Origin of the sequence: Kitasatospora sp. CB02891 (assembly GCF_002803145.1) — a bacterium.
Taxonomy (GTDB): Bacteria; Actinomycetota; Actinomycetes; order Streptomycetales; family Streptomycetaceae; genus Kitasatospora; species Kitasatospora griseola.
On record NZ_NNBO01000014.1, the window covers coordinates 25,358 to 52,192 of the forward strand.

Below are 26,835 nucleotides of genomic sequence, written 5' to 3' on the forward strand. Positions count from 1 at the left end.
CCTCGTGCCGTCCATTGATGTCGTCGTAGCCCGTGAGATCCTCGACTCCCGCGGCAACCCCACGGTCGAGGTCGAGGTCGGTCTCGACGACGGCAGCACCGGTCGCGCGGCTGTCCCGTCGGGCGCCTCCACCGGCGCCTTCGAGGCGCTGGAGCTCCGCGACGGCGACAAGAACCGCTACTTCGGCAAGGGCGTCGAGAAGGCCGTCCTCGCCGTCATCGAGCAGATCGGCCCAGAGCTGGTCGGCTACGACGCCACCGAGCAGCGCCTGATCGACCAGGCCATGCTCGACCTGGACGCCACCCCGGACAAGTCCTCGCTCGGCGCCAACGCCATCCTCGGCGTCTCGCTCGCCGTCGCGCACGCCGCGTCCGAGGCCAGCGACCTGCCGCTGTTCCGCTACCTGGGCGGCCCGAACGCCCACGTGCTGCCGGTCCCGATGATGAACATCCTCAACGGCGGCTCGCACGCGGACTCCAACGTCGACATCCAGGAGTTCATGATCGCCCCGATCGGCGCGGAGTCCTTCTCCGAGGCCGTCCGCTGGGGTGTCGAGGTCTACCACACCCTCAAGGGCGTGCTGAAGGAGCGCGGGCTCTCCACCGGCCTGGGCGACGAGGGCGGCTTCGCCCCGAACCTGGACTCCAACCGCGAGGCCCTCGACCTGATCACCGAGGCCATCAAGAAGGCCGGCTACACCCCGGGCAAGGACGTCGCGCTCGCCCTGGACGTCGCCGCCTCCGAGTTCTACAAGGACGGCGCCTACCAGTTCGAGGGCAAGGCCCTGTCGGCCGCCGAGCTGGTCGAGTACTACGCCGAGCTGGTCGCCGCCTACCCGCTGGTCTCCATCGAGGACCCGCTGGACGAGTCCGACTGGGACGGCTGGAAGGCCATCACCGACAAGCTGGGCGACAAGGTCCAGCTGGTCGGCGACGACCTGTTCGTCACCAACCCGGAGCGCCTGCGCCGGGGCATCGAGACCGGCACCGCCAACGCGCTGCTGGTGAAGGTCAACCAGATCGGCTCGCTCACCGAGACCCTGGACGCCGTCGAGCTGGCCCAGCGCAACGGCTACCGCTGCATGATGTCGCACCGCTCCGGCGAGACCGAGGACGTCACCATCGCCGACCTCGCCGTCGCCACCAACTGCGGCCAGATCAAGACCGGCGCCCCGGCCCGCTCCGAGCGCGTCGCCAAGTACAACCAGCTGCTGCGCATCGAGGAGATCCTCGACGACGCCGCGGAGTACGCGGGCCGCGGCGCGTTCCCGCGCTTCCGCCCTGCGGACAAGTGAGCACAGCAAGGGCTGATCCGCCACTGAGCTCGATGTGACCGGTGCCCCGGCCCCCACCGCGTAGGGTGGGCCGGGGCACCGGCATGCGCAGGAGGGGCGACCAGATGGCCAAGTGGAGGATCCCCGGACTGGCGGCGCGCCCGCGCTTCACCAGTCGGGCCACCGTGCTGGTGCTCGTGCTGTGCTCACTGGTGGCGATACTCGCCTACCCCGCCCGGCAGTACATCGCCCAGCGGGGTGAGATCGCCGATCAGCGGGCCAAGGCCGAACACGCCCGCCAGCAGGTCGACGAGCTGCGCCGGGCCAGGGCCCGCTGGCAGGACCCGGAGTACGTCAAGGCACAGGCCCGGGAACGGCTGCACTACGCGCTGCCGGGCGAGACCCCGTTCGTCTCGGTCGCCCCGCCGCCCGCGCCGGGCGACAAGCAGTCCGCCTCGGACGCCACCGGACACCCGAAGGCCGCCCGCCCCTGGTACTCCTCCTTCTGGGACTCGGTGGACGCCGCCGACACCGCACTCGCCGCACCGCCCGCCGTCCCCTGACGGCCCTGACGCCACGTCACCCCACCCGCCCCCATCCGACGAACAGACTGCTGATGAGCAACCAGAACCCTCCTGTTTCCGACCACGACGTCGCGGCCATCGCCGCCCAGCTCGGCCGGGTGCCGCGCGGGCTGCGCGCCGTCGCCCACCGCTGCCCGTGCGGCAACCCGGACGTGGTGGAGACCGCGCCCCGGCTGCCCGACGGCACGCCGTTCCCGACGCTCTACTACCTGACCTGCCCCAAGGCCGCCTCGCTGATCGGCACCCTGGAGGCGGAGGGCGTGATGAAGGAGCAGAGCGCCCGGCTCGCCGAGGACCCGGAACTCGCCGCCGCCTACCGGGCCGCGCACGAGGACTACATCGCCCGCCGGGACGCCATCGAGGTGCTGGAGGGCTTCCCCAGCGCCGGCGGCATGCCCGACCGGGTCAAGTGCCTGCACGTGCTGGTCGGCCACTCGCTGGCGGCCGGCGAGGGCGTCAACCCGCTCGGCGACGAGGCGATCGGCATGCTGGAGGACTGGTGGGCCAAGGGCCCGTGCGTCAGCCCCGCCGAGGTCGAGGCCGCCGGTGAGCGGGTCGTCCGCAACCGCGCCAAGGCCGAGGACCACGCCGCGGTGATCGCCGCCAAGGAGGCGCTGACCGCCGAGCGGGCCGCCGCCCGCAAGGCCGCCGGGGACGCCGAGGACACCGTGGAGGGTGACGAGTCGTGAGCAGCACCCGGGTCGCCGCGATCGACTGCGGCACCAACTCGATCCGCCTGCTGATCGCCGACCTGGACCCGGAGACCGGGGAGATCGTCGACCTGGACCGGCGGATGCTGATCGTCCGGCTCGGCCAGGGCGTCGACCGGACCGGCCGGCTGCACCCCGAGGCGCTGGACCGCACCTTCGCGGCCTGCCGCGAGTACGCGGAGGTCATCGCCGCGCACGGGGTCGGCCCGGAGCGGATCCGGATGGTCGCCACCTCGGCCTCCCGGGACGCCGAGAACGCCGCCGAGTTCACCGCGGGCGTCAAGGAGATCCTCGGCATCACCCCGAGCGTGGTCAGCGGCGAGGAGGAGGCCCGGCTCTCCTTCACCGGCGCCACCCGCGAGCTGCTCGGCGGCCCGCACCGCCCGCCGTACCTGGTGTTCGACCTGGGCGGCGGCTCCACCGAGTTCGTGCTCGGCGAGCAGGACGTGCGGGCCGCGCACTCGATGGACATCGGCTGCGTGCGGATGACGGAGCGCCACTTCGCGGGCGGGCACCCCACCGAGGAGCAGATCGCCGCCGCCCGGGCCGACATCCGGGCCGCGCTGGACGCCGTCGCGGAGAGCGTCCCGCTGACCGGGGACGCCACCCTGGTCGGTCTGGCCGGCACCGTCACCACGGTCGCCGGGATCGCCCTGGAGCTGCCCGGCTACGACTCCGAGCGGATCCACCACGCGGTGCTGACCGTGCAGCAGGTGCGGGAGACCGCCGAGTGGCTGCTGCACTCCTCGCACGCCGAGCGGGCCGCCGTCCCCGTGATGCACCCCGGCCGGGTCGACGTGATCGCGGCCGGAGCCCTGGTCCTGCTGGAGATCATGGAGCGCACCGGCGCCACCGAACTGCTGGTCTCCGAGCACGACATCCTCGACGGCATCGCCTGGTCGATCGCCTGACCCGGGCGCGCCGGGAGGCCCCGAGCGGGCCTCCCGGCGTGTCGCGGCAACGAGCTTCGTGAATTTCTTCACATGGCGATCGGGCCTTTCGGCCCAGCGCGGTGATCGGTTCGTCCGATATGTGGGACCGAAGGCGCCCGGGGCGGGTGGTTCATGGGATCGCAGGCCACCCGTCGTTCACGCCGAAGAAATCGAAAGTGCACCCGGGAACCCGTGCGGCGCAAGGATCGTTGCTGCTCAGCGAGGCACTGGGTGCCGCGCCGGTCGCGGCGGGCGGCCGGCGGGGGCCGGCGGGAGCCGACGGGCCGAAAGTGTGGGCGCGCAGTGTAGCAGCCGGTGTCCAGAAGCTTGTGATGGGCCTCACGAACGGCCCATCAGGCGGGGGTGGATACTTTCGGATATGAGCACCACGGAGCGTCCTCGCATCCTCATTGTCGGCGGTGGTTACGTCGGCCTGTATGCCGCGATGCGCATCCTCAAGAAGATGCGCTACGGCGAAGCGACCGTCACGGTCGTCGACCCGCGGTCGTACATGACGTACCTGCCCTTCCTCCCGGAGGCGGCCGGCGGCAACGTCGCCCCCCGCAACCTCGTCGCGCCCCTGCGCAGCGCCCTGAAGAAGGCGGAGGTGCTCACCGGTCACGTGACCGAGGTGGACCACGCCCGCAAGGTCGCCACCATCCAGCCCGCGGCCGGCGAGTCCTACGAACTGCCCTTCGAGTACCTGGTCGTGGCGACCGGCTCGGTCTCCCGCACCTTCCCGATCCCGGGCCTGGCGGAGCACGGCATCGGCATGAAGACGGTGGAAGAGGCGATCAGCCTCCGCAACCACGTCATGGCGCAGCTGGACAAGGCCGAGTCGACCACCGACGAGGACGTCCGCCGCAAGGCGCTGACCTTCGTCGTCATCGGCGGCGGCTTCGCCGGCATCGAGACGGTCGCCGAGATCGAGGACATGGCGCGCGACGCCGCCAAGATCTACAAGACCGTCAGCCGTGACGACATGCGCTTCGTCGTGGTGGAGGCGGCCAACCGCATCCTCCCCGAGATGGGCCCCGACCTGGGTCTGTGGACCAAGGGCCGCCTGGAGGAGCGCAACATCGAGGTCTACATCGAGACCTCGATGGACTCCTGCGTCGACCAGCACGTGGTGCTGAAGAACGGCATGGAGTTCGACGCCTCCACCATCGTGTGGACCGCCGGCGTGAAGCCGAACCCGATCGTCAACCGCTTCGGTCTGCCGCTCGGCCCGCGCGGCCACGTCGACACCAAGCCGACCCTGCAGGTCCAGGGCTTCGACTACGTGTGGGCGGCCGGCGACAACGCCCAGGTCCCCGACCTGGCCGCCGGTGAGGGCGCCTGGTGCCCGCCGAACGCGCAGCACGCGGTCCGTCAGGCCGCCGTCCTCGGCGACAACGTGGTGGCCGGCATGCGCGGCTTCCCGCAGGCCGAGTACAAGCACAAGAACCTCGGTGCGGTGGCCGGCCTCGGCCTGCACAAGGGTGTGGCGATCCTGTTCGGCAAGGTCAAGCTCAAGGGCCGCCTCGCCTGGTACTTCCACCGCGCCTACCACGGTGCGATGGTCCCCACCATGAACCGCAAGATCCGGGTCTTCACCGACTGGACTCTGGCGATGTTCCTCAAGCGCGAGACCGTCGGCCTCTCCGAGATGGAGAAGCCGTTCGACGCCTTCCAGGAGGCGACCGCTCCGCCGAAGCCGGCCGCCGCGGCCGAGCCGAAGAAGGAACTCGCCTCTAGCAAGTAGGCGACCAGACCCGCCAGTTCGGGTTACGAGTCGGAGGCCCTCCGCCCGGCAACGCCGCCGGACCACGTCCTCCGTGGTGCTCAGCCGGCCTTGCTGCCGGGCGGAGTACAGCAATCGGTTGACCAAGGCCCCCACCCCCGCCGGGTGGGGGCCTTCGGGCTTCTCCGGGCCGCCGTCAGGCCTGGTCGGCGGGTGCGGTGCGGTCGCTCAGGCGTTCGTGGCGCTGGCGGGCGGCCTGCGGGGTGCCGAGGCCGAGGCCGAACGCGATCTCCTGCCAGGTCATCCCGCGGCCGCGGGCCATGGTGAGCAACCCGGCCTCCAGCTCGTCGAGTTCGGCCCGGACCAGGGGGAGCAGGGTGAGGGCGGCCGTCACGTCGGCGCGGTCCACCTCCGGTTCGCCGTCCTCGGCGAGGGCGGCGCCGCTGAGCAGGAAGGCGACCAGCCGGACCGCCTCGTGCGGGGCGAGCATCGCCGGGTTGGTCTGGCGGCGGCGCTGTTCGTCGGTGGCGGCGTGCCGCTCGGCGATCCGGAACAGCGAGGTCCAGACGCGCTCGGTGCGCGCGGTCTCGGGGTGCGGGGGAGCGAACGGGTCGGTGTCGGTCATGGCAGCAGCATGCGGCGGTGAACGGGACGACGTCAACCCTCTGTTGTGAACGAAGTGTTCATTCGCAGGGCGCGGAGGCGCCTCGCGCGGGTGCGCTCCGGGGCTACGCAAAGCGAGGGAACGGCCGCCTAAGTGACGGTGCGTCACGCCGCTCGGGGTGCCGAGCGGGTCGGCCGGCCGGTAGTCGGCCCATCACCGCAGGTCACGGCATATATGCAGACTGGTGCCCAGAGCCGGACTCGAACCGGCACGGCCTTCCGGCCAAGCAGTTTTAAGCTGCCCGTGTCTGCGTTCCACCATCTGGGCCTGGGAGCGCATTGAGCTCGATTACTGAGCCTAGTCGGCCGGACGACGGTTTCGCATATTTCCAGGGACGGAAGTTGTCATGCTTCCATGCCATCTGACGAAGCGTCTGTCATTTCGGCCACCCTTCGGTGGTTCTCGGCCACCCGCCGCTCTCGGGGATTGAGTCATACCGGAGGAGGAGGGCCCGGCGGCGGTCGTACGCCTGCGGGCGGGGCGGCAACCGTTCGACGGAGCGACGAATTTCCATGATCACGAAGGAGAGGATGGGATAGCGGTCGCCGGTACGTGCGGGCCGCCCTCCAGTGACGAACCAGCATCTCCCGGACAGGAGTCCCCTTCGTGAGCACCTCGACCGCGTACGCAGCCCACACCGGTCTGGCGGCGGCCCGCGCCACCGGTCTCAACAAGGTCTACGGCGAAGGCGACACCCGCGTCGTCGCGCTCGACAACGTCTCGGTCTCCTTCGGCCAGGGCGAGTTCACCGCGATCATGGGCCCGTCCGGTTCCGGCAAGTCCACCCTGATGCACTGCATGGCGGGCCTGGACACGGTCAGCTCCGGCTCGGCGACCATCGGCGAGACCGAACTGGTCGGCCTGAAGGACAAGCAGCTGACCAAGCTGCGCCGCGACAAGATCGGCTTCGTCTTCCAGGCGTTCAACCTGCTGCCGACGCTGACCGCGCTGGAGAACATCACGCTGCCGATGGACATCGCCGGCCGCAAGGTCGACAAGGCCTGGCTGGACCGCGTGGTGGAGACCGTCGGCCTGTCCGGCCGGCTCTCGCACCGCCCGGCGCAGCTGTCCGGCGGCCAGCAGCAGCGCGTGGCCTGTGCCCGCGCGCTGGCCTCCAAGCCGGAGATCATCTTCGCCGACGAGCCCACCGGCAACCTGGACTCCCGCTCCGGCGCCGAGATCCTGTCCTTCCTGCGCAACTCGGTGCGCGAACTCGGCCAGACCGTGGTGATGGTCACCCACGACCCGGTGGCCGCCTCCTACGCGGACCGCGTGGTGTTCCTCGCCGACGGCCGGATCGTCGACGAGCTGACCAACCCCACCGCCGACTCCGTCCTCGACCGGATGCGTCGTTTCGACGCCAAGGGCCGCACCAGCTGACGGACCCTCAGCAGCCGACCGACCACACCACCCCAGGACTGACCCCATGTATCGCACCGCACTGCGCAACGTGCTGGCCCACAAGGGCCGACTGCTGATGACGGCACTCGCCGTCATGCTGGGCACCGCCTTCGTCGCCGGCACCCTGGTGTTCTCGGACACCATGGGCCAGGCCGTCCGCGCCAGCTACTCCAAGAGCTACTCCGACGTCTCGGTGCTGGTCTCCGACAAGTGGTCCCGCAGCGCCGAGAACGGCCCGAAGGCGGCCGGCGAGAAGAAGCGCGAGGCGCTGACCGACGCCACCGTGAAGGACCTCGCCGCCCTGCCGGGCGTCGAGCGGGCCCGCGGCGTGGTCACCGGCTTCACCGCTGTCGCCGACAAGAAGGGCAACCTGATCGGCGAGGCCTGGGGCGCCCAGGGCTCCAACTTCGCCCCGGACGCCTCCGGCCAGGACTCCCGCTACCAGATGGTGCAGGGCCGCGGCCCGAAGGCGACCGGCGAGATCGCGCTCAACAAGCAGGCCGCCGACAAGGCCGGCTACCAGGTCGGCGACAAGGTCCGGGTGGCCGGCAACGGCGCCGCCGAGGACACCACGCTCACCGGCGTGTTCACCTCCGACGACCCGCAGGTCACCTCCGGCGGCACCCTGGTGCTGATGGACACCGCCACCGCCCAGCAGCGCCTGCTGGAGGCCGGCCACTACAGCTCGATCGCGCTGACCGCCAAGTCCGGCGTCGCGGAGAGCGCGCTGCTGGACGCGGCCAAGGCCAAGCTGCCCGGCGACGTCTTCGACCTGGAGACCGGCCAGCAGCTCAAGGACGAGCAGTCCAAGATGGTGACCCGGTCGGTCACCGGCATGAAGAGCATGCTCCTGGTGTTCGCCGGCATCTCGCTGTTCGTCGGCATCTTCATCATCGTCAACACCTTCACCATGCTGATCGCGCAGCGCCTGAAGGAGCTGGCGCTGCTGCGCGCGGTCGGCGCCAGCCGTCGCCAGGTCACCAACTCGGTGCTGGTCGAGGCGCTGCTGATCGGCGTGATCGCCTCCGTGTCCGGCCTGCTCCTCGGCATCGGCATCGGCGCCGGCATGCAGTCCCTGCTGTCCAGCATGAACGACGGCATGCCCACCGGTTCGCTGGTGATCGCCCCGGCCACCGTGATCGGCACCCTGGTGACCGGCATCGTGGTCACCGTGCTCTCCGCGCTGATCCCGGCGATCCGCGCCTCCCGGATCCCCCCGGTGGCGGCGATGAGCAGCGGCGACCTGCCCAGCACCCAGCGCGGCCTGGTGGTCCGCAACTCGATCGGCGCGCTGCTGGCCGGCGGCGGCATCGCCCTGATCCTGCTCGGCGCGTTCAGCAAGGGCAGTGGCGGTCGGACCTACCTGGAGCTCGGCGCCCCGCTCACCCTGATCGGCGTGTTCGTCCTGCTGCCGCTGCTGTCCCGGCCGGTGGTCGCCCTGGTCGGCCCGCTGCTGGGCAAGGTGTTCGGCACCCCCGGCAAGCTGGCCCGCCGCAACGCGGTCCGCAACCCGCGCCGCACCGCCAGCACCGCGGCCGCGCTGACCATCGGCCTGACCCTGGTCACCGCCGTGACGGTGATCGGCAACTCGGTCACCAGCACCGTCACCCGGCTCGTCGCCGGCTCGATGAAGGCCGACTACACGGTCTCGATGGCCAACCACGACGAGGTGGCGCGCGAGCTCGCGCCGGTGATCGCCAAGGCGAACGGGGTGACCGCGGCCAGCCCGGTCGGCAACGTGATGTGGACGATGGACGGGGACCGCAAGGCCGTCCAGGGCTTCGACGCCGCCGCCTTCGACCAGCTGGTGAAGGTCGACATGACGTCCGGCTCGACCGGTGCGCTCAAGCAGGGCCAGCTGCTGGTCAACGACGAGTTCGCCGGGAAGCACCAGCTCCACCAGGGCTCCACCCTCAAGCTCGAGGTGGACGGCGACAAGACGGTCGACCTCACCGTCGGCGGCGTGTTCGAACGCAACGACGCCCTGTCGCCGGTCATCGCGTCCAACACGCTGATCGACCAGTACGACTCCGACTCCTTCATCACCGAGATCCTGGTCAAGGGCAAGGACGGCGCGACCCCCGCGCTCAAGCAGGCCGTCAAGGAGGCCACCGGCAGCAACCCGGTGATCCAGGTGCTCACCGAGAAGGACAAGGTCGACGAGTTCAGCCGGATCATCACGACGATGCTGAACATCATGTACGGCCTGCTCGGCATGGCGGTGCTGGTCGCGGTCCTCGGTGTGATCAACACGCTGGCCATGTCGGTGTTCGAGCGCAAGCGCGAGATCGGCATGCTGCGGGCGATCGGCCTGGACCGGCGCGGCATCAAGCGGATGGTCCGCATCGAGTCCGTGGTGATCTCGCTGTTCGGCGCCCTGATCGGCGTGGGGCTCGGCTGCTTCCTGGCCTGGGCGGCCACCCGGGTGCTCGCCGCCGACCTGAACGGGCTGACCACCGCGGTCCCGTACGGCAGCGTGGCGCTCTTCCTCCTGCTGGCCGGGCTGGTCGGCATCATCGCCGCCCTCTGGCCGGCCCGCCGGGCCTCCCGGATGGACATCCTCAGCAGCATCAAGACCGACTGACGGCCGGTTGAACGAAAGCGCCGCCCGCCCCCGGGAGACCGGGAGCGGGCGGCGCTGTCCGTGCGGGCCCGGGTCAGCGGGTCTCGATCACGACCTTCTCGATCACCACGTCCTGCACCGGACGGTCGTTGCGCGGGTTGGTGTCGGTGGTGGCGATCGCGTCCACCACCTTCTGGCTCGCCTCGTCCGCGACCTCGCCGAAGATGGTGTGCTTGCCGGTCAGCCAGGTGGTCGCGCCGACCGTGACGAAGAACTGCGAACCGTTGGTGCCCGGGCCCGCGTTGGCCATCGCCAGCAGGTACGGCTTGGTGAACGCCAGGTCGGGGTGGAACTCGTCGGCGAACTTGTAGCCCGGGCCGCCGGTGCCGTTGCCCAGCGGGTCGCCGCCCTGGATCATGAAGCCTTCGATGACCCGGTGGAACACCGTGCCGTCGTACAGCGGAGCGTTGCTGGGCTGCCCGGTGTTCGGGTCGATCCACTGGCGCTCGCCGGTCGCCAGCTCCACGAAGTTCTTGACCGTCTTGGGGGCGTGGTTCGGCAGCAGCCGGATCACGATGTCGCCCTTGTTGGTCTTCAGGGTGGCGTACAGCTCCTCGGCCATCCGGGGGGCCGCCTTTCTGGTCGTGTGTCAGTTGCGTCCCCCACCCTGCCCCCTCAAGGGGTCCGCGCGCAGGCGACACGGGATCCTTCTCACGGCTGACGCGGAATACTTTGCCAAACCATTACTCTTGTGCTCTGTATGGGTGGTGCTGTGCCGCCCCGGAAGGAATGTGATGAGAAGCAGAAACCCGGTCTTCTCGCGGGAGGGGTCCTTCACCCGCGACAACCAGTACGCGGGGTTCGGCGCGCAGCCGGCCGGGCAGCAGGCCCCGGGGTACGGCAACAACCCGTACGCCAACAACCCGTACGCCGACAACGCCTACGGCCGGCCCGGCGGTCAGTCGCTGACCGACCAGCAGCTCGCCGAGATGTACGGCGCCCCCGCCGCGGGCCCGGCCCAGACCGGCCGGATGACGCTGGACGACGTGGTCGCCCGCACCGCGATGACGCTGCTCACGCTGGTCCTCGCCGGCGCGGTGGCCTGGTTCGTGGTCCCGGTCGAGAAGTACGCGATCGCCGGTGTCGCCGCGTTCGCCGCGATGATCATCGGCCTGGTGGTCAGCTTCAAGCGCAGCGTCAACCCGGCGCTGATCCTGGCCTACGCCGCCCTGGAGGGCTTCTTCCTCGGCGCGCTCAGCAAGGCCCTCAACACCCTGTTGCAGGGCATCGCCGTCCAGGCCGTGCTGGGCACCGCCGCGGTGTTCGCGGCAGTGCTGATCGCCTACAAGAGCGGGAAGATCCGGGTCACCCCCCGGTACACCCGGATCGGCGTCTCGATCGCGATGGGCTTCGTGATCCTGATGCTCGTCAACCTGGTCGCCACCATGTTCGGCGCGGACTTCGGGTTCCGCTCCGGTCCGCTCGGCATCGTGGTCGGCGTGGTCGGCATCGCCCTCGGCGCGTTCTTCCTGACCCTCGACTTCAACGAGATCGAGGAAGGCATCCGGTACGGCGCCCCCGAGCGCGAGTCCTGGCGGGCCGCCTTCGGCCTGACGCTGTCGCTGGTGTGGATCTACCTGGAGATGCTGCGCCTGATCGCCATCCTGCGCGGCGACGACTGATCGCAGCGCTCGGACAACTCGCGGCGGGCCCCGGAGGAGCACTCCTCCGGGGCCCGCCGCGTCCGCTCCGGCCCCGGCTTGGCTACCCTCGGGGCCATGTCCGACGAGCACCACCCCGCCGCCCCCGCCCAGTTGACCGCCGCCGTGGACCGGCTGGCCGACCGCTTCCGGGCCATGCCGCAGAGCCGCCTGCTGGGCGCCGTCCCCGGCCACCCCTCGCGGGCCGCCGCGGTGCTCGCGCTGGCCGGCCGGCTGGCCGACGCCGCCCGCACGCTGGAGGGCCTGCCGCCGCTGCCCGTCCCCGACTGCGGGGCGTTCGCCGTCGGCGACCAACTCGCCGTCACCGGCCACGACCTGGCCGCCGCGGCCGCCGACCGCCCCGCCGCGCTGGCCGCCGCGCTCGACGACGTCGCGGACACCGACCGGCTGACCGCCTGACCGCCCGACCGCCCGCCCGGGGGACGCCGAAGGGGCGCCGGTCCGCCCGGGCAACCCCTTGCCGTGCGGACCGACGCCCCTCCGGGCGCGGTTCAGATCGAGGCGACCACCCGGTCGGCCAGCACGTACACGGTGTCGCCGTCGGTGGAGAAGGTCAGCGAGTACGACCCGGAGAACCGCGAGCCGCCGAGCAGTCGGACGTCCTCGCCGGCCCGGACGGCGTCGATCAGCCGGTACGCCGCCTCCCGGTCGCCGGGGGCCACGCACAGCGTGGTGCCGTCGGCGAACGCGTACACGTCCAGCGTGCCGAGCGGGCCCGGGCGGACGTCGGTGAGGGCGATCCGCTCCTCGGCGAGCGCGGCGAGCCGGTCGTCGGTCCACTCGCGGGACGGGGTCGGGCTGGGCACGAAGTCCGGGTGCGAGGGGTGCCGGCGCGGGTCGGGCGCGGCCGCGGGCTCGCTCTCGGCGTCCAGCAGTCCGGCCTCCAGACCGGTGGCCAGCAGGTCGGCCTCCCGGCGGGCCTTCACGTCACTGTTGTCGCCGGGCGCCGGGAAGCCGCCGCCCCGCAGGCCGCCGTCCGCCGAACCGCCGTCCGCCGGGCCGTCCTTGACCAGGTCCTCCAGCGCGTTCCGCAGCGCCTCGCCGAACTCCGGGTCCATCACGCCGTGGTTGTCGGCGGCCTCCTGCGGACCGGTCGGGCGCGGGAAGAAGATCGGCCAGTCCTCGCCGGCGGCCGTGAACGGGGTGTCGAACAGCGGCGCGTCCTCGGCGGCGCGCGCCTCCTGCTCGGCCCAGAACGCGCGGGCTTCGGTGATCTCCCGCTCCCGGTCGGCGGCGAGCGCCTCGGCCACGGCGCGGCGTATCAGCGCCTCGTCGAGCTGCGGGGCGGGCTGCGCGGTGGGCTGCGCGGCGTCCAACTTCCGCCCCAGGGCGCGGAGGTGGAGCAGGACGGCGGCGGTCAGGGCGATCAGGGCCAGCAGCAGGGAGGTGTAGACGACGCTCACGGAACGTACTCCCAACGAGGAGCGGAACGGGGTTACGGCTCCACACTGCCGTATTCGCGGCCGTTACTGCAGAGGCGGATGTCCGATTTGCCAGTGACTTTCCTACTTGTCCTTAAATTGTTGGGTAATGCCGCTCCACGCAGCGGAGTTGATCCAATCCGGTGCGTCGACATTTCGGTCCCGGAAGGCAGAAAATCGGGCCGGATCGCACCTGGAGTGTGATCCGGCCCTCAATTACGGACGGTGACTCCGGACGGGTGAGACGTCCGTCACGGTGTCGCCGCCGCGGTCAGCTCAGTCGCTCGACGACCATCGCCATGCCCTGGCCGCCGCCGACGCACATGGTCTCCAGGCCGAACTGCTTGTCGTGCCACTGCAGCGAGTTGATCAGCGTGGTGGTGATCCGGGCGCCGGTCATGCCGAACGGGTGGCCCACCGCGATCGCGCCGCCGTTGACGTTCAGCCGGTCCAGGTCGATGCCCAGGTCCCGGTAGGACGGGATGACCTGCGCCGCGAACGCCTCGTTGATCTCCACCAGGTCGATGTCGCCGATCGACAGGCCGGCCCGCTTCAGCGCCTGCTTGGACGCCTCCACCGGGCCGTAGCCCATGATCTCCGGCGACAGCGCCGAGACGCCGGTGGAGACCACCCGGGCCAGCGGGGTGATGCCGAGCTCGCGCGCCTTGGTGTCCGACATGATCACCAGCGCGGCCGCGCCGTCGTTCAGCGGGCAGCAGTTACCGGCCGTCACGGTGCCGTCGGGGCGGAACACCGGCTTCAGGCCGGACACGCCCTCCAGCGTCACGCCCGCGCGCGGGCCGTCGTCCGCGCTCACCACGGTGCCGTCCGGCAGCGTCACCGGGGTGATCTCGCGCTGCCAGAAGCCCGCCTTGATCGCGGCCTCGGCCAGGTTCTGCGAGCGGACGCCGAACTCGTCCTGCTCGGCCCGGGTGATGCCCTTCAGTGCCGCCAGGTTCTCCGCGGTCTGGCCCATCGCGATGTACGCGTCCGGCAGCAGGCCGTCCTCGCGCGGGTCGTGCCACTCCCCGCCGCCGGTCTCGGCGCGGTGCGCGGTGCGGGCCTGGGCGTCGGCGAACAGCGGGTTCATGGTGCCCGGCATGCCGTCCGAGGTGCCGTTGATCGACCGGGAGACGGTCTCCACGCCGGCCGAGACGAAGACGTCGCCCTCGCCGGCCTTGATCGCGTGCAGCGCCATCCGGGTGGTCTGCAGCGAGGACGAGCAGTAGCGGGTGATGGTGGCGCCCGGCAGGTAGTCCATGCCCATCTGCACGGCGACGATCCGGGCCAGGTTGTGGCCCTGCTCGCCGCCCGGCAGGCCGCAGCCCAGCATCAGGTCGTCGATCGTGCGCGGGTCCAGCTGCGGGACCTTGGCCAGCGCGGCGCCGATGATCTGCGCGGTCAGGTCGTCCGGGCGGATGTCCTTCAGCGAGCCCTTGAAGGCCCGGCCGATCGGCGAACGGGCGGCGCTGACGATGACGGCTTCGGGCATGGCGGGCTCCTCGCTGAGTGACCTCGGGACGCGATCCGGTGGATCTCCCGGGAAAGTTACCGCTTGGTAGCTCCGGCGTCATCCGCCTCCGGATGTGAATTGGCCGACGCGATCGCCCGCGGCCGGCCGCCTTCCGCGACCGCCTCCGGCTCCGGCTCGCCGCCGGGCAGCGCCAGCCGGAACCGCTGCTTGAGCGTCGCCCACCGCCACGTCCCGTTCGCCGGGCCCGCCGCCGTCACCTCGGTGCCCGAACGCCCCGCCGCCGCCGCGGCCGCCACCGCCACCGGCAGCACCGCCTGCGGCTCCACCGGCCCGCCCACCGCGGACGGCGTGTCCTGCGGCCACAGGTCGAGCGCCGCGCACACCGACGGCAGCAACGCCATCGACGCCGTCGCGTAGCCCTGCGCGGACGGGTGGTAGCGGTCCGCGGCGAACAGCTCCGGACGCGTCGCGAACTCCGGGCCCAGCAGCGAACCCAACGAGACCGTCCGCCCGCCGGCCTCCACCACCGCGATGGTCTGCGCCGCCGCGAGCTGCCGGCTCAGCCGCCGCGCCACCCAGCGCAGCGGCGGCCGCACCGGCTTGATCGTCCCCAGGTCCGGGCAGGTGCCGACCACCACCTCGCAGCCCGCCGAGACCAGCCGGCCCACCGCCTCGCCCAGCTCCCGCACACTGCGGGCGGCCGGGGCGTGCCTGGTCACGTCATTGGCGCCGATCATCAGCACCGCGATGTCCGGGGAGTGCGGCAGGGCCCGCTCCAGCTGCCCCGCGAGATCGCCCGAGCGGGCGCCGGACTTCGCCACGTTCAACAGCCGCACCGGGCGCTCGGCGACGGACGCCAGCCCCGACGCGAGCAGCGCGCCCGGCGTCTCCTGCGCCCGCTGCACGCCCAGGCCCGCGGCCGTCGAATCGCCCAGGAACGCCATCACCAACGGCGACCGGCCGTCCGTCGGATCGGCGAACGCCTCCCCGTGCAGCCCGTCCGCGCGCGGCGGATCGCCGCCCAGGTTCCCGATCGCCCGGATCGCCATCCGGCTCTCGGTCAGCAGCACCCCCGCCACCCCGACCCCGAGCAGCCCCAGCCCACCCCCGCCGTACGCTGCGGCGGTGGCGATCCGCCGCGCCACCCGCGCCCTCGACGCCTGCGAGCCGGCCATTCGGCCACCCCCTCTCCTCTTCCACCCACACTCGTACCCGCTCACCCCGATCCGCTACCGCCCGCCTCCGCCAACCACCCGCCCGGAGCCGCTGCGCCCCGGAGCGGCAGGCCCGCCGCGGGCGGCGCCGGCCGGCTTTCCGAAGACCGTGCGGCGGAGTGCCCCCTCGGAGCGCTGTTGTTCGGCGGAGACGGAGTGCCGACCCCGGCCGGGAGCGGTTTGTTCGGGTGGGGTGGGAGACATGGGACGGATGGGCCCGGTGGGTGGGAAGGGGGCCCTAGGCTGGGGGTTTCGGCAATCAGGGCTGCCATGGACCGGGAGGACCCCCGTGCGGTACCACAATTCGATCATCGAGCTGGTCGGCGACACCCCGTTGGTGAAGCTCAACAAGGTCACCGAGGGCATCAGCGCCACCGTGCTGGCGAAGGTCGAGTACTTCAACCCCGGCGGTTCGGTGAAGGACCGGATCGCGATGCGGATGATCGAGGCGGCGGAGGCCTCGGGCGCGCTCAAGCCGGGTGGCACCATCGTCGAGCCCACCAGCGGCAACACCGGTGTGGGCCTGGCGATCGTGGCTCAGCAGAAGGGCTACAAGTGCATCTTCGTGTGCCCGGACAAGGTGTCCACGGACAAGATCAACACGCTGCGGGCGTACGGCGCCGAGGTCGTGGTCTGCCCGACGGCGGTCGCCCCGGAGCACCCGGACTCGTACTACAACGTCTCGGACCGGCTGGTCCGTGAGACCCCGAACGCCTGGAAGCCGGACCAGTACTCGAACCCGGAGAACCCGGCGTCGCACTTCCACTCCACCGGCCCGGAGCTGTGGGAGCAGACGGACGGCCGGATCACCCACTTCGTGGCGGGCGTCGGCACCGGCGGCACCATCTCGGGCACCGGCCGGTACCTGAAGGAGGCGTCCGGCGGGAAGGTCCAGGTGGTCGGCGCGGACCCGGAGGGTTCGGTGTACTCGGGCGGCACCGGCCGTCCGTACCTGGTGGAGGGCGTCGGCGAGGACTTCTGGCCGACCGCCTACGACCGCGAGGTCGCGGACCGGATCGTCGCGGTCTCCGACAAGGACTCGTTCCAGATGACCCGCCGCCTGGCGAAGGAGGAGGGCCTGCTGGTCGGCGGTTCCTGCGGCATGGCCGTGGTGGCCGCGCTGGAGGTGGCCCGCGAGCTGGGGCCGGACGACGTCGTGGTGGTGCTGCTGCCGGACGGCGGCCGCGGCTACCTGTCGAAGATCTTCAACGACGACTGGATGGCCGACTACGGCTTCCTGCCGACCGCCGCCGACGAGGCGCACATCGGCGAGGTGCTGGCCCGCAAGGACGCGGTGGAGCACGAGGGCATCCCGCAGTTCGTGCACATGCACCCGGGCGAGACGGTCGCCGAGGCGGTGCGGGTGCTGCGCGACTTCGGCGTCTCGCAGATGCCGGTGGTCTCCCCGGGCGCCGGCCACCCGGACATCATGGCCGGCGAGGTGGTCGGCTCGGTGGTCGAGCGCGAGCTGCTGGACGGCCTGTTCAACGGGCGGATCGAGCTGACCGACACGCTGGACAACGTGATGTCCAAGCCGCTGCCGGTGGTCGGCTCCGGCGAGTCGGTGACCAACCTGATGTCGGTGCTGGAGAAGGCCGACGCGGTGGTGGTGCTGGTGGAGGGCAAGCCGCAGGGCATCGTCACCCGCCAGGACCTGCTGGCCTTCCTGACCGCCCGGGCCGGCCACTGACGTTGCGTCGACCGTGCCCGCCCGCCGGTACGTGGACGTCACAAGCACGCAGCATCGGGTTAACACGGCTCCGGCATTGTGGTGGGCACGGCAAGAGAAGCCGAACACGGTGACGGCGGGGGCGGGAGCGGCTCTCCGACCTTCGCGGTCACCGGGGATCCGACGGTCGGCCTGATCCGACCGCCGGCTCCGGTCCGCGGGGGCCGCCGTCGTCCCGCCCCTGGCAGGCCCAGGGTGTCGACGGCACCCGTGGCAGCTCACGCGTCGCGAGGCGCGGCTTCCGCGCACTCCCGGGTGGGGGAGTGCACGCGGAGGCGGCAGGGCCGGTCCGGGCGACGCCCGGGCCGGCCCTCGCCGCGTGCGGGGGCCGGGCCGCCGTTTCCCGATGGCCGTGCGACCCCCTACGCTCGCAGTCATGACCAGCACTGACCTGCCCGAGCAGGACGCACCGCGCTACGTTCGCCTCACCATCGAGCTGATCGCCGAGATCACCGACGAGCAGGCCCTGAAGGTCGCCGCCCTGACCCAGGTCGCCGACGACGAGTACCTGGACGACGAGGAGCGCGCCCAGGCCGTCGAGGCGATCGAGGTGGACCCGACCGGTTCGCTCGCCCACTTCGTCGACCCGGTGGCGCTGCTCGGCGAGGTCCCCGGGGTGGAGCTCGCCTCCGCCACCTGGGAGTCCGCCACCACCGACTACGACCCGGACGACGAGGGCTGGGACGAGTACGAGGTGCAGTGAGCCCCGGCGCGACTCGCGCCCAGGCCCGGTCCGGGAGTTTCCGGACCGGGCCTTCTTTGTCCGTTCTGTCAGGCTGTTGAGTACTCTCGTATGATCTGCACATTTTTGAGTGATCTTGAGTGATCTCGGCACCGAGGAGCGTGGACGTGACCGCAGCGGACAAGCAGGAGCGGCCGCTCGGCGGCAACTGGAGCCGCCGCGGCGTGCTCTCCGGACTGCTCGGCGCCCCGGTGCTGCTGCTGGCCGCCTGCCAGAGCGGCGGAGGCGGCAAGCCCGCCTCCGGCGGCACCGCCCCGGCGGCCGGCGGCGAGAGCCCGTCGGTCAGCCCGAAGGCGTCCGTCGCGGTGATCACCATCACCCCCGCCGACGGCGCGACCGCCGCACCCTTCGCCGAGCCGGTCACCGTCACCGTCGCCGACGGCACGCTCACCTCGGTCACCGTCACGGACAGCACGGGCAAGCAGATAGCCGGACAGCCGGCCGCCGACGGCGCGAGCTGGACGTCCACCGCGCCGCTCGCCAGCGGCACCCAGTACACCGTCGCGGCCGCCGCCGAGGACAAGGAGAAGCGTCCGGCGGACGCCAACGCGAGCTTCTCCACCGCCTCCCCGGCCAACACCTTCGTCGGCTACTTCACCCCCGAGGACGGCTCCACGGTCGGCGTCGGCATGCCGGTGTCGATCAACTTCAACAAGCCGATCACCGACCGCGCGGCCGTCCAGCAGGCGATCACCGTGGTCGCCGACCCGCCGGTGGAGATCGTCGGCCACTGGTTCGACTCCACCCGGCTGGACTTCCGCCCGGCGCAGTACTGGGCCAAGGGCACCACCGTCACCCTGAAGCTGCGGCTGAAGGACGTGGCCGGCGCCAAGGGCGTCTACGGCACCCAGTCCAAGAACGTCACCTTCACCGTCGGCCGTAGTCAGGTCTCGGTCGCCGACCTGAAGGCCGACACCCTCACCGTCACCACCGACGGCAAGGTCAGCGCCACCTACCCCGTGATCGGCGGGTCGCCGGACCACCGCACCTGGGGCGGCAGGATGGTGATCTCCGAGCGCTACCAGCAGACCCGGATGAACTCCGCCACCGTGGGCCTCGGCAGCGAGTACGACATCCCGGACGTGCCGCACGCCCAGCGGCTCACCACCTCCGGCACCTTCATCCACGGCAACTACTGGTCGGCGGCCTCGCAGTTCGGCAACTCCAACACCAGCCACGGCTGCATCGCGCTGCAGGACGTGCAGGGCGGCAGCAACCCGAACACCAGCGCGGCCCGGTTCTTCGCGAGCTCGATGGTCGGCGACGTGGTCGAGGTGGTCAACTCCGGTGACCGCACGGTGAATCCGTCCAACGGCCTGAACGGATGGAACATGTCCTGGGCGGACTGGAAGGCCGGCAGCGCGATCTGACGCGCCGTGGAGGCGGAGCGCGGGAGCGGGGGCGGCCCGGTGAATGTCCTAAACGGATGGTAAAAAATTCGCATGCGGGGGGATGCGTCGATGTGTTGAGCTTGCCCCCGCGGCAGGGCCGATCGGGCCCGCGTCCGCTTTCAGGCACAGGAGTTCAGCCATCAACACTGCCCTTCGCCGCTCCGTCCGCGCCGGTATAGCCGTCACCGCCGGCGCCGTTCTCCTCGCCGCCGGCGTCACCGCCTGCGGCACCGTCAAGCAGCTGACCGCCGGCGAGAAGCTCTCCGGGGCGTTCGAGAAGCTCGGCGACGCCAAGTCGGTCGGCTTCCAGCTGTCCGTCGACGCCACGGCCGACCAGATCGTCGCGTTCGGCAAGGCCGTCGACGACCCGATCGAGCAGAAGGACGCCGACGTCCTCTCCGACCTGACGCTGAACGTGTCGATGAGCGCCGACAAGCCGCTCAAGGACACCGAGGCGTTCAAGTCCGGCAACGCCCTCGGCGCGGTGAACGACTACGACCTCAAGGGCGTGGCGCTCGCCTACTCGCTGGGCACCAAGAAGTCCGGCAAGACCTTCGCCGACATCCGGCTGGTCGGCGACAGGATGTACCTGAAGGTCGACGCCCGCGGCATCGCCCAGCTCATGGGCGAGGACACCAAGGGGGTCGACGAGTTCGCCGGCTCGCTGCCCGCCGAGGCCGGGGCGTTCAAGGACGCCGTCGACGGCAAGTGGGTCTCGATGGACCTGAAGAAGGCCAAGGAGCTCGGCGAGCAGCAGAAGAAGTCCGCCGACACCGGCAACGGCCCGGCGCTCGGCGCGGTGCCGAGCTTCGACCCGGCGGAGCTGGAGCGCTTCGGCAAGTCGGTCAAGGACGTGGTGTCGAAGAACATCTCCGTGGAGGAGAAGGGCAAGTCCGGTGACGCCGACGTCATCCAGGTCTCGGCGCCCGCCCGTCCGCTGGTCGAGGGTCTGGTGAAGGCCTTCGAGAAGCTGGCCACCGGCGCCACCGGTGGCTCCGGCATCTCCGCGTTCCCGCCGGTCCCGTCCGACGGCCTCTCCAAGGTGCCGGACCGCAAGCTCGCCGTGGACGTGCTGATCAAGAGCGGCAAGGCGCAGGCCGTCACCTTCGACCTGATGCAGCTCGCCGACAAGCCCGACCCGGCGGCGCACTTCCCGCTGCGGCTCGGCTTCGCCGTCGACGCCCCGACCGTCTCCGCGCCCGCCGGCGCCGCCGAGCTCGACCTGGGCAAGCTCCAGGAGATCGCCATGAAGATGGCCACCGCCGACGGCACCTCGGCCGCGGGGGCCGACGGCCCGGTCGCCCCGCTGACCGAGGCGCAGTACGCCGAGCTGGCCGCCGCCGGCGTCGACCGCGAGAAGGCCGCGAACCTGAACGCGGCCGGCCTGTCCTTCCAGGAGATCAAGGACTTCGCGGCCGTCGTCAAGGGCTGACGCCCCGTCGGCCCGGCCCCGCCCCGCGGCCCGTCGCAGCCCCGGCTGCGGCGGGCCGTGGGCCGTCCAACGCGATGTCCGGAATCCGCCGGAACGCGGCGGGCGGCGGGCGCAGGCTGGGACGCATGAACACCACCGACACCGCCTTCGACGTGCGGGCCATCCCCGCCGGGACGCTCGCCGAACTGCGCCGGCTCGACGACAGCGGGCGCTGCCACCCCGTCACCGTCACCGAGGACGCCGGTGCGCCGCTGCGCTGCTGCCTCACCCGGGCCCGCGCCGGCGAGCGGATCACCCTGCTGTCCTACGCGCCGCTGCGCCGCTGGGCCGAGGAGACCGGCTGCGACCCGGGCCCGTACCTGGAGACCGGGCCGGTGTACGTGCACGCCGACCCGTGCGAGGGCTTCGCCGGCGGCTGGCCGGACGCCTTCCACGGCGGGCAGCGGGTGGTGCGGGCCTACTCCGCGGACGGCCGGATCCTGGCCGGCCGGGTCGGCGAGCCGGCCGAACTGCCTGAGCTGGCCGCCGAGTTGCTGGACGACCCGGAGACCGCCGTGGTGCACGTGCGGGCCGTCGGGTTCGGCTGCTTCATGCACGAGGTGCGGCGGGCGGGCTGAGGGCGTTCACCGCTCGGGATCGTCACCGCTCGGGATCTTCACCGATCCGGATCGTCACTGCCGCTTCGCGTAGTCCGTGAAGCCCTGCCAGTCGACGACCACGCAGGCCACGTCGCCGAGCACCCAGGCGTCGTGGCCGGGCGGGCAGATCATCACATCGCCGGCGCCGAATTCCTCGGCCTGGCCGTCGTCCATCTCGATCCGCATCCGGCCCGAGATCACGTACCCGGCGTGCGAGGCCTGGCAGCTGTCCGTGCCGGCGATCGGCTTCACGTGCTCCGACCAGCGCCAGCCGGGCTCGAACACGCCCCGGCCGACCCCGCCGGCCTTCAGGTTCACCAGCGCCACCTGGCCCTTGCCGCCTTCGAACGGGCGGACCTCCTCGGGGGAGTCCAGACTCATCCGCATCATTCCGGCCATTACGGCTCACCTCCGGCCGACAACGCCCCGCGCCCCCGTCGCCGGGCTCGGCGGCGGGGGCGCGGCTGACGCTTCCCATCCTGGTGACCCGGCGCCGTCCGCGCCAGGCACGGCGGTCACTCCGCAGTGGCCGCCAGCACGATCTCGACGCGCTCCTCGACGAACCGGTCGACCGGGCTGCCCCAGTACGACCACGGAATGGGGACGATCGGGCCGAGCGCCCGCAGGTGCGCCATCGCGTCGGCGGGGCGGCCGGCCCGGGCCAGCACCCAGACCAGCCAGCCGTGCGCGAAGCTGCGGTGGCGGTCGTCGGGGTCCGCCTCCTCCAGCGCGGCGACCACCGCGTCCGCGGCGGCCTGCACCTCGGGGGCGGCGTACGCGTCGCGCGGCGACCGGTCCCGCTGGAACTGCTCGTAGTACGCCTGCAGCTTGTACGCGGACAGCAGGCTGCCCTTCGGGGCGGCCGCGATCGCGGCGTCCACGAAGGCGTGCATCTTCTCGTGGCTGCCCTTCCACTTGGCGCACCAGTACTGCAGGGCGTTGGCGTGCGCCGAGAAGTTGTGCGGGTCGCGGGAGGCGATCTCCTGCCAGAGCGCCAGGAAGCGCTCGTTGTCCCAGCTCTGCCCCATCGCCAGCGGGATCTGCGCGACGAACGGCAGCGGGTCGGCGGGGTCGGCCAGCCGGACGGCGTCGGCGGCGGCCGTCTCGGCCTCGGACAGCACCCGGGCGAAGGCGGCCCAGCGCTCCGCGGTGACCTGGCCGGCGCTGTTGCTGGTGCGCACCTTCCAGGCCACGTCGATCAGCGCGTCCAGGGTGAGCAGCGCCGCGTCGGCGTTGTCCGGCTGCTCGGCGCGCCAGGCCAGCAGCCAGGCGTCGTCCTCGGCGGCAGGCTCGGCGAACCGGCCGATCAGGCCCCAGCGCCGGTCGTGGTCGCCCGCGGCGGCGGCCAGCAGCGCGACGGCCGGCTGCCGGTCGCCGTCCTTGAGGGCGGCCAGCGCCGCGTCCACGTCCGGGCCGGTCAGGCCCGGGTCGGCGACCAGTTCGGCCCGGCCGACCAGGCCGTGCTCGGACGGGTAGATGGTCGGTCGGGTGGCCTCCTCGACCCGGGCGATGGTGGCCTTCGCCTCCTCGGTGGCGGTCTTCAGCTTGGCGGTGCGGCGTTCCATCAGCCAGGTGGCCAGCTTGAAGCCGACCAGCAGGACCAGCGGGACGATGACGATCAGACGGGCCATCGGGTGGTTCAGCTCCAGGAGTGGCGGGACGTCAGGACTGCACGCCGGCCGGGGCGGCGAGCTCGGCGAGCAGGGTGCGCAGCGGGGCGGTGTCCGGGGCGTCGGCGACCGCGGCGTCCAGTGCGGCGGGCAGCCGCTCGGCGGCGTCGTCGGACAGCGCCAGGGCGGCCGGGTGGCCCCAGGACAGCTCCCAGCGGGCCAGCTGCTGCGAGGCCAGGGCGAGCACCGTCAGCGACTGCAGGGCCTTCCGCAGCAGCGGGCGGTGGAACTCGCGGGCGGCCCGGCCGGTGGCCTGCGCGGCCTCCTCGCTCTGCGGCAGCCGCCTGGCGATCTCCTCCGAGCGCCCGGCGTCCAGTGCGTCCAGCATCGCCTCGACGGTGCCGTGCAGGCCGCTGTCGGTGAGGGCGCGCAGGACGGGCTGGGCGTTCTCGCGGGCGTGGGTGAGCATCGCCTCGTGGACCAGGTCCGGCCAGTCGAGGCGGCGCATCTGCGCGACCTCCGGCGGCAGCGCCAGCGTCTCCAGCTCGGCCAGCCGCTGCTGCGGGTCGCGCAGCAGCCCCAGCGCGGGCCGGTCCTCGCCGAGTCCGGGCAGGCCCGGGCTGTCCGGCAGGGCCTCGATCACGGCGACCCGCTGGCGGATCGGCGGGTGCGAGTCGTACGGGTCGGGCTGCTCGTCGGGCAGGTCCAGGCCCATTTCGGCGAGCTCCTCGCGGCGCTCCGGGTCGGCCAGCAGGCGGCCCAGGCCGCCGAAGAACTGGCCGGGCAGCGGGAGCAGGCCGGCGCCCACGCCCATGGTGGCGTAGCTGTCCAGGTAGAAGCTCTGTGCGGCGTCCAGCGCGGGGAGGCGGCGCAGCGCGGAGGCGGTGGCGTCGCGGCCGGCGATCCGGGCGGCGTGCCGGTCGGCGGCGTACTCCTGGCTGCGGCTGATCGACTCGGAGACCCGGAAGTACAGCTTGGCGTACAGGGTGAAGAACTTGGCGAGGTAGCGCTCGATGCCGCCGTTGCCGGCGTCCTCGTCGCTGGCCTTGCGGCCGCGGGCCTTCCGGTAGGCGTTGTCGTCGGCGATCTCGGCGGCCCGGTCGGCCACGTGCTGGTCGGCGCGGCGGTGCAGGGTGGCGATGGTGTGGCCGATGGCGGTGCGGCCGGCCACCGTGACACCCGACAGGCGGACGTCGTTGTTGGCGTAGTGGCCGAACTCGTGGGCGAGCACCGAGTCCAGCTCGGCCTCGGTCAGGCCGATCAGCAGCGGGGCGCCGATGACCAGGTGGCGGCGGCCGGGGATCAGGCCGAGCAGCTTGGTCTCCTCGTACACGCCGGCGTTGACCTGCGGCACCAGGCGGATCTCGGCCGGGCCGCGGACGCCGGTGGCCTCGGCGATCCGGTCGACCCGGGCCCACAGCTCGGGCTGCTCCTCGCGGGTCAGCGGCAGGCCGTCGTGGCTGTCGTCGCGCTTGCGGCGGGTCAGGAACACCACCCGCAGCACCGGGTAGGCGATGGCGGCGCTGAGCAGCCAGAGCTTGACCATGGCCGAGTGGAAGCGGTCGGAGTTGACGACCAGTTCGACGTTCAGCCAGATCAGGCCGACCACGATGGCCGCCGCGAGCAGGTAGAACCCGGCGAGCAGCGTGACCGCCAGCAGGGCCCGGGTGGATGTGCGCATGCCGGTGCGCTCGGTGGACATTCCGCGCCCCCAAGTGTCGATCATGTGTGCGGCTGGCAGATCGTAGCGGTACGACCTGGCCTTTTGCGAGGCGATTGAGGTGACGGAACGGCAACCTGGCGTGCTGCCACGACGCACCCGCCCAACCGCTGCCCGTGATCCGTCCGCCGCACTAGGCTCAATGGCATGACCGAGCATCAGCTTTCCCACGGCTTCGAGACCCTCGCCATCCACGCGGGCCAGGAAGCGGACCCCCGGACCGGGGCAGTCGTGACGCCGATCTACCAGGTGTCCACCTACAAGCAGGACGGCGTCGGCGGACTGCGCGAGGGCTACGAGTACAGCCGCTCCGCGAACCCCACCCGCACCGCCCTGGAGGAGTGCCTGGCCGCGATCGAGGGCGGCTCCCGCGGCTTCGCGTTCGCCTCCGGCCTGGCCGCCGAGGACACCCTGCTGCGCACCCTCCTCAAGCCCGGCGACCACATCGTCATCCCCAACGACGCCTACGGCGGCACCTTCCGGCTGTTCGCCAAGGTGCTGACCCGCTGGGGCGTCGACTTCTCCGTCGCCGACACCCACCACCCGGAGAAGGTCCGCGAGGCGATCCGCCCCAACACCCGCGCGGTGTGGGTGGAGACCCCGTCCAACCCGCTGCTCGGCATCACCGACCTGGCCGCGGTCGCCGAGATCGCGCACGCCGCCGGGGCCCGGCTGATCGTCGACAACACCTTCGCCAGCTCCTACCTGCAGCAGCCGCTGTCGTTCGGCGCGGACGTCGTCGTGCACTCCACCACCAAGTACATGGGCGGCCACTCCGACGTGGTCGGCGGTGCCCTGGTGGTCGCGGACGCCGGCCTCGCCGAGGAGGTCGGCTACCACCAGAACGCGATGGGCGCCGTCGCCGGGCCCTTCGACGCCTGGCTGGTGCTGCGCGGCATCAAGACCCTCGGCGTCCGGATGGACCGGCACTCCGACAACGCCGCCCGGATCGCCGAACTGCTGTCCGCCCACCCGAAGGTGACGCAGGTGCTGTACCCGGGCCTGCCCACCCACCCCGGGCACGACGTCGCCGCCAAGCAGATGAAGGCGTTCGGCGGCATGGTGTCGTTCCGCGTGGCCGGCGGCGAGCAGGCCGCCGTCGACGTGTGCAACCGCGCCCAGCTGTTCACCCTCGGTGAGTCGCTCGGCGGCGTCGAGTCGCTGATCGAGCACCCCGGCCGGATGACCCACGCCTCCGCGGCCGGCTCCCCGCTGGAGGTGCCCGCCGACCTGGTGCGCATCTCGGTCGGCATCGAGTCCGCCGCCGACCTGCTCGCCGACCTGGAGCAGGCGCTCGGCTGACCCGTTCCGGGGCGGTTCAACGGCGGCCGTGCGGATCGCCGTTGAACCGCCCGGGGCTCGACGCCGTTCTGCGCGGTGCGGCGGGCCGGGCTCAACGCCGGTCGCGCAGGCCGTCGTTGAACCGCGCCAGCAGCGCGCAGAACAGCGTGCGCTCGTCCGGCGTCCAACCCGCCGTCAACTCGGCGATCAGCCGCCGCCGCCGCTCGCGCACCTGCGCCAGGCGGCCGGCCCCGAGCGGGGTCAGCGCGAGCCGCACCGCCCGCCGGTCCGCCGGGTACGGCACCCGGGCCAGCAGCCGTTCGCGCAGCAGCGGCGCGGCCTGCCGGGTCACCGTGGAGGAGTCCACGCCCAGTGCGGCCGCCAGCGTCTTCACATTGGCCGGCCCGCCGGCGGCGAGCTGGTCCAGCAGCAGGAACGCGGCCCGGTCGAGCTCCCCGACGGCGCTGAGCCGCCGGGCGAACACCGCGACCTGGTAGGGGAGTCGGCAATCGGGGTCGGGATCGGGGGCGTCGGGCACGTCGGGCAGGGAAGGGCTCATCGCGGCTCACGTGATGGTGCGGGCGACTCGTGCCCAGCAGCGTACGCGCGCCG

Annotated in this window: 23 protein-coding genes, 1 tRNA gene and 1 pseudogene; 15 read left to right on the forward strand and 10 right to left on the reverse strand. The window is 72.0% G+C overall.

All coding sequences use genetic code 11. The annotated features are described in order from the left end of the window. The first annotated feature begins 4 nt into the window (after positions 1 to 4). The 5 genes and pseudogenes from eno (at position 5) to CG736_RS26870 (ending at position 5,243) form a co-directional block, all read left to right on the forward strand. Positions 5 to 1,294, forward strand: coding sequence for a phosphopyruvate hydratase (gene eno / locus CG736_RS26850; RefSeq protein WP_100588757.1), 1,290 nt, complete (start codon positions 5 to 7; stop codon positions 1,292 to 1,294). Between the two features lie 104 nt (positions 1,295 to 1,398). Further along, entirely contained in the window at positions 1,399 to 1,836 is a 438-nt protein-coding gene (locus CG736_RS26855) for a septum formation initiator family protein (RefSeq protein ID WP_232734202.1), read from the forward strand. Between the two features lie 53 nt (positions 1,837 to 1,889). Then, positions 1,890 to 2,396, forward strand: a pseudogene (locus tag CG736_RS26860) (DUF501 domain-containing protein); the annotation flags it as partial. A 146-nt stretch (positions 2,397 to 2,542) separates the two neighbouring features. Further along, a complete protein-coding gene (locus CG736_RS26865) occupies positions 2,543 to 3,478 on the forward strand; it encodes a Ppx/GppA phosphatase family protein (RefSeq protein WP_100588759.1) in 936 nt (311 codons plus the stop codon). A gap of 400 nt (positions 3,479 to 3,878) precedes the next feature. Beyond that, positions 3,879 to 5,243, forward strand: a complete 1,365-nt coding sequence (locus CG736_RS26870) for an NAD(P)/FAD-dependent oxidoreductase (RefSeq protein WP_100588760.1) — start codon at positions 3,879 to 3,881, stop codon at positions 5,241 to 5,243. Positions 5,244 to 5,418: 175 nt separating this feature from the next. Here the strand turns inward: CG736_RS26870 and CG736_RS26875 are convergent, their stop codons facing one another. Further along, the gene (locus CG736_RS26875) at positions 5,419 to 5,847 is read right to left on the reverse strand and encodes a hypothetical protein (protein WP_043915786.1); all 429 of its coding nucleotides are present in this window, start codon (positions 5,845 to 5,847) and stop codon (positions 5,419 to 5,421) included. A 221-nt stretch (positions 5,848 to 6,068) separates the two neighbouring features. After that, positions 6,069 to 6,153 (reverse strand) — tRNA-Leu (locus CG736_RS26880). A gap of 339 nt (positions 6,154 to 6,492) precedes the next feature. Here CG736_RS26880 and CG736_RS26885 point away from each other — a divergent pair. Together CG736_RS26885 and CG736_RS26890 are read left to right on the forward strand one after the other, a co-directional pair. Next, entirely contained in the window at positions 6,493 to 7,266 is a 774-nt protein-coding gene (locus CG736_RS26885) for an ABC transporter ATP-binding protein (RefSeq protein ID WP_043915787.1), read from the forward strand. 46 nt (positions 7,267 to 7,312) lie between these two features. Beyond that, the gene (locus tag CG736_RS26890) at positions 7,313 to 9,871 is read left to right on the forward strand and encodes an ABC transporter permease (RefSeq protein WP_100588761.1); all 2,559 of its coding nucleotides are present in this window, start codon (positions 7,313 to 7,315) and stop codon (positions 9,869 to 9,871) included. A 73-nt stretch (positions 9,872 to 9,944) separates the two neighbouring features. On the opposite strand, the gene CG736_RS26895 is transcribed toward CG736_RS26890, so the two are convergent. Then, complete coding sequence (locus CG736_RS26895; RefSeq protein WP_100588762.1) at positions 9,945 to 10,472, reverse strand: peptidylprolyl isomerase; 528 nt, start codon at positions 10,470 to 10,472, stop codon at positions 9,945 to 9,947. Between the two features lie 172 nt (positions 10,473 to 10,644). Between CG736_RS26895 and CG736_RS26900 the strand changes: the two genes are divergently transcribed. Further along, the gene (locus CG736_RS26900; protein WP_100588763.1) at positions 10,645 to 11,532 is read left to right on the forward strand and encodes a Bax inhibitor-1/YccA family protein; all 888 of its coding nucleotides are present in this window, start codon (positions 10,645 to 10,647) and stop codon (positions 11,530 to 11,532) included. A 96-nt stretch (positions 11,533 to 11,628) separates the two neighbouring features. Next, the gene (locus tag CG736_RS26905) at positions 11,629 to 11,970 is read left to right on the forward strand and encodes a hypothetical protein (protein WP_100588764.1); all 342 of its coding nucleotides are present in this window, start codon (positions 11,629 to 11,631) and stop codon (positions 11,968 to 11,970) included. A 92-nt stretch (positions 11,971 to 12,062) separates the two neighbouring features. Here CG736_RS26905 and CG736_RS26910 read toward each other — a convergent pair whose 3' ends face one another. The 3 genes from CG736_RS26910 to CG736_RS26920 form a co-directional block, all read right to left on the reverse strand. After that, the gene (locus tag CG736_RS26910) at positions 12,063 to 12,974 is read right to left on the reverse strand and encodes a hypothetical protein (RefSeq protein WP_100588765.1); all 912 of its coding nucleotides are present in this window, start codon (positions 12,972 to 12,974) and stop codon (positions 12,063 to 12,065) included. Between the two features lie 289 nt (positions 12,975 to 13,263). Further along, positions 13,264 to 14,484, reverse strand: a complete 1,221-nt coding sequence (locus tag CG736_RS26915) for an acetyl-CoA C-acetyltransferase (RefSeq protein WP_100588766.1) — start codon at positions 14,482 to 14,484, stop codon at positions 13,264 to 13,266. 56 nt (positions 14,485 to 14,540) lie between these two features. Next, positions 14,541 to 15,641: an SGNH/GDSL hydrolase family protein gene (locus tag CG736_RS26920; RefSeq protein ID WP_100588767.1), complete on the reverse strand. Its 1,101-nt coding sequence runs from the start codon at positions 15,639 to 15,641 to the stop codon at positions 14,541 to 14,543. 328 nt (positions 15,642 to 15,969) lie between these two features. On the opposite strand from CG736_RS26920, the gene CG736_RS26925 reads away from it, so the two are divergent. From CG736_RS26925 to CG736_RS26945, 5 genes are all read left to right on the forward strand, one after another. Further along, complete coding sequence (locus tag CG736_RS26925) at positions 15,970 to 17,370, forward strand: cystathionine beta-synthase (protein ID WP_100588768.1); 1,401 nt, start codon at positions 15,970 to 15,972, stop codon at positions 17,368 to 17,370. A gap of 415 nt (positions 17,371 to 17,785) precedes the next feature. Further along, positions 17,786 to 18,112: a hypothetical protein gene (locus tag CG736_RS26930; RefSeq protein WP_043915795.1), complete on the forward strand. Its 327-nt coding sequence runs from the start codon at positions 17,786 to 17,788 to the stop codon at positions 18,110 to 18,112. A gap of 140 nt (positions 18,113 to 18,252) precedes the next feature. Beyond that, positions 18,253 to 19,521, forward strand: a complete 1,269-nt coding sequence (locus CG736_RS26935; RefSeq protein ID WP_100588769.1) for an Ig-like domain-containing protein — start codon at positions 18,253 to 18,255, stop codon at positions 19,519 to 19,521. A gap of 82 nt (positions 19,522 to 19,603) precedes the next feature. Beyond that, a complete protein-coding gene (locus CG736_RS26940; protein WP_100588770.1) occupies positions 19,604 to 20,974 on the forward strand; it encodes a hypothetical protein in 1,371 nt (456 codons plus the stop codon). A 125-nt stretch (positions 20,975 to 21,099) separates the two neighbouring features. Beyond that, positions 21,100 to 21,591 carry a DUF1203 domain-containing protein gene (locus CG736_RS26945; RefSeq protein WP_232734203.1) on the forward strand — a complete coding sequence of 164 codons (492 nt, stop codon included), beginning with the start codon at positions 21,100 to 21,102 and terminating at the stop codon, positions 21,589 to 21,591. 54 nt (positions 21,592 to 21,645) lie between these two features. On the opposite strand, the gene CG736_RS26950 is transcribed toward CG736_RS26945, so the two are convergent. The 3 genes from CG736_RS26950 to CG736_RS26960 all read right to left on the reverse strand — a co-directional run bounded on the left by CG736_RS26950 (position 21,646) and on the right by CG736_RS26960 (position 24,924). Beyond that, positions 21,646 to 22,011 carry a cupin domain-containing protein gene (locus CG736_RS26950; RefSeq protein WP_100588772.1) on the reverse strand — a complete coding sequence of 122 codons (366 nt, stop codon included), beginning with the start codon at positions 22,009 to 22,011 and terminating at the stop codon, positions 21,646 to 21,648. Between the two features lie 116 nt (positions 22,012 to 22,127). Beyond that, positions 22,128 to 23,243 carry a hypothetical protein gene (locus CG736_RS26955; RefSeq protein WP_100588773.1) on the reverse strand — a complete coding sequence of 372 codons (1,116 nt, stop codon included), beginning with the start codon at positions 23,241 to 23,243 and terminating at the stop codon, positions 22,128 to 22,130. A gap of 31 nt (positions 23,244 to 23,274) precedes the next feature. Continuing rightward, positions 23,275 to 24,924 (reverse strand): M48 family metalloprotease, encoded by a 1,650-nt coding sequence (locus CG736_RS26960; RefSeq protein WP_157815752.1) that lies wholly within the window; start codon positions 24,922 to 24,924, stop codon positions 23,275 to 23,277. A gap of 165 nt (positions 24,925 to 25,089) precedes the next feature. On the opposite strand from CG736_RS26960, the gene CG736_RS26965 reads away from it, so the two are divergent. Beyond that, positions 25,090 to 26,244 (forward strand): cystathionine gamma-synthase, encoded by a 1,155-nt coding sequence (locus tag CG736_RS26965; RefSeq protein ID WP_043915800.1) that lies wholly within the window; start codon positions 25,090 to 25,092, stop codon positions 26,242 to 26,244. A gap of 91 nt (positions 26,245 to 26,335) precedes the next feature. On the opposite strand, the gene CG736_RS26970 is transcribed toward CG736_RS26965, so the two are convergent. After that, the gene (locus CG736_RS26970) at positions 26,336 to 26,782 is read right to left on the reverse strand and encodes a MarR family winged helix-turn-helix transcriptional regulator (protein WP_100588775.1); all 447 of its coding nucleotides are present in this window, start codon (positions 26,780 to 26,782) and stop codon (positions 26,336 to 26,338) included. Between the last annotated feature and the right edge of the window lie 53 nt (positions 26,783 to 26,835).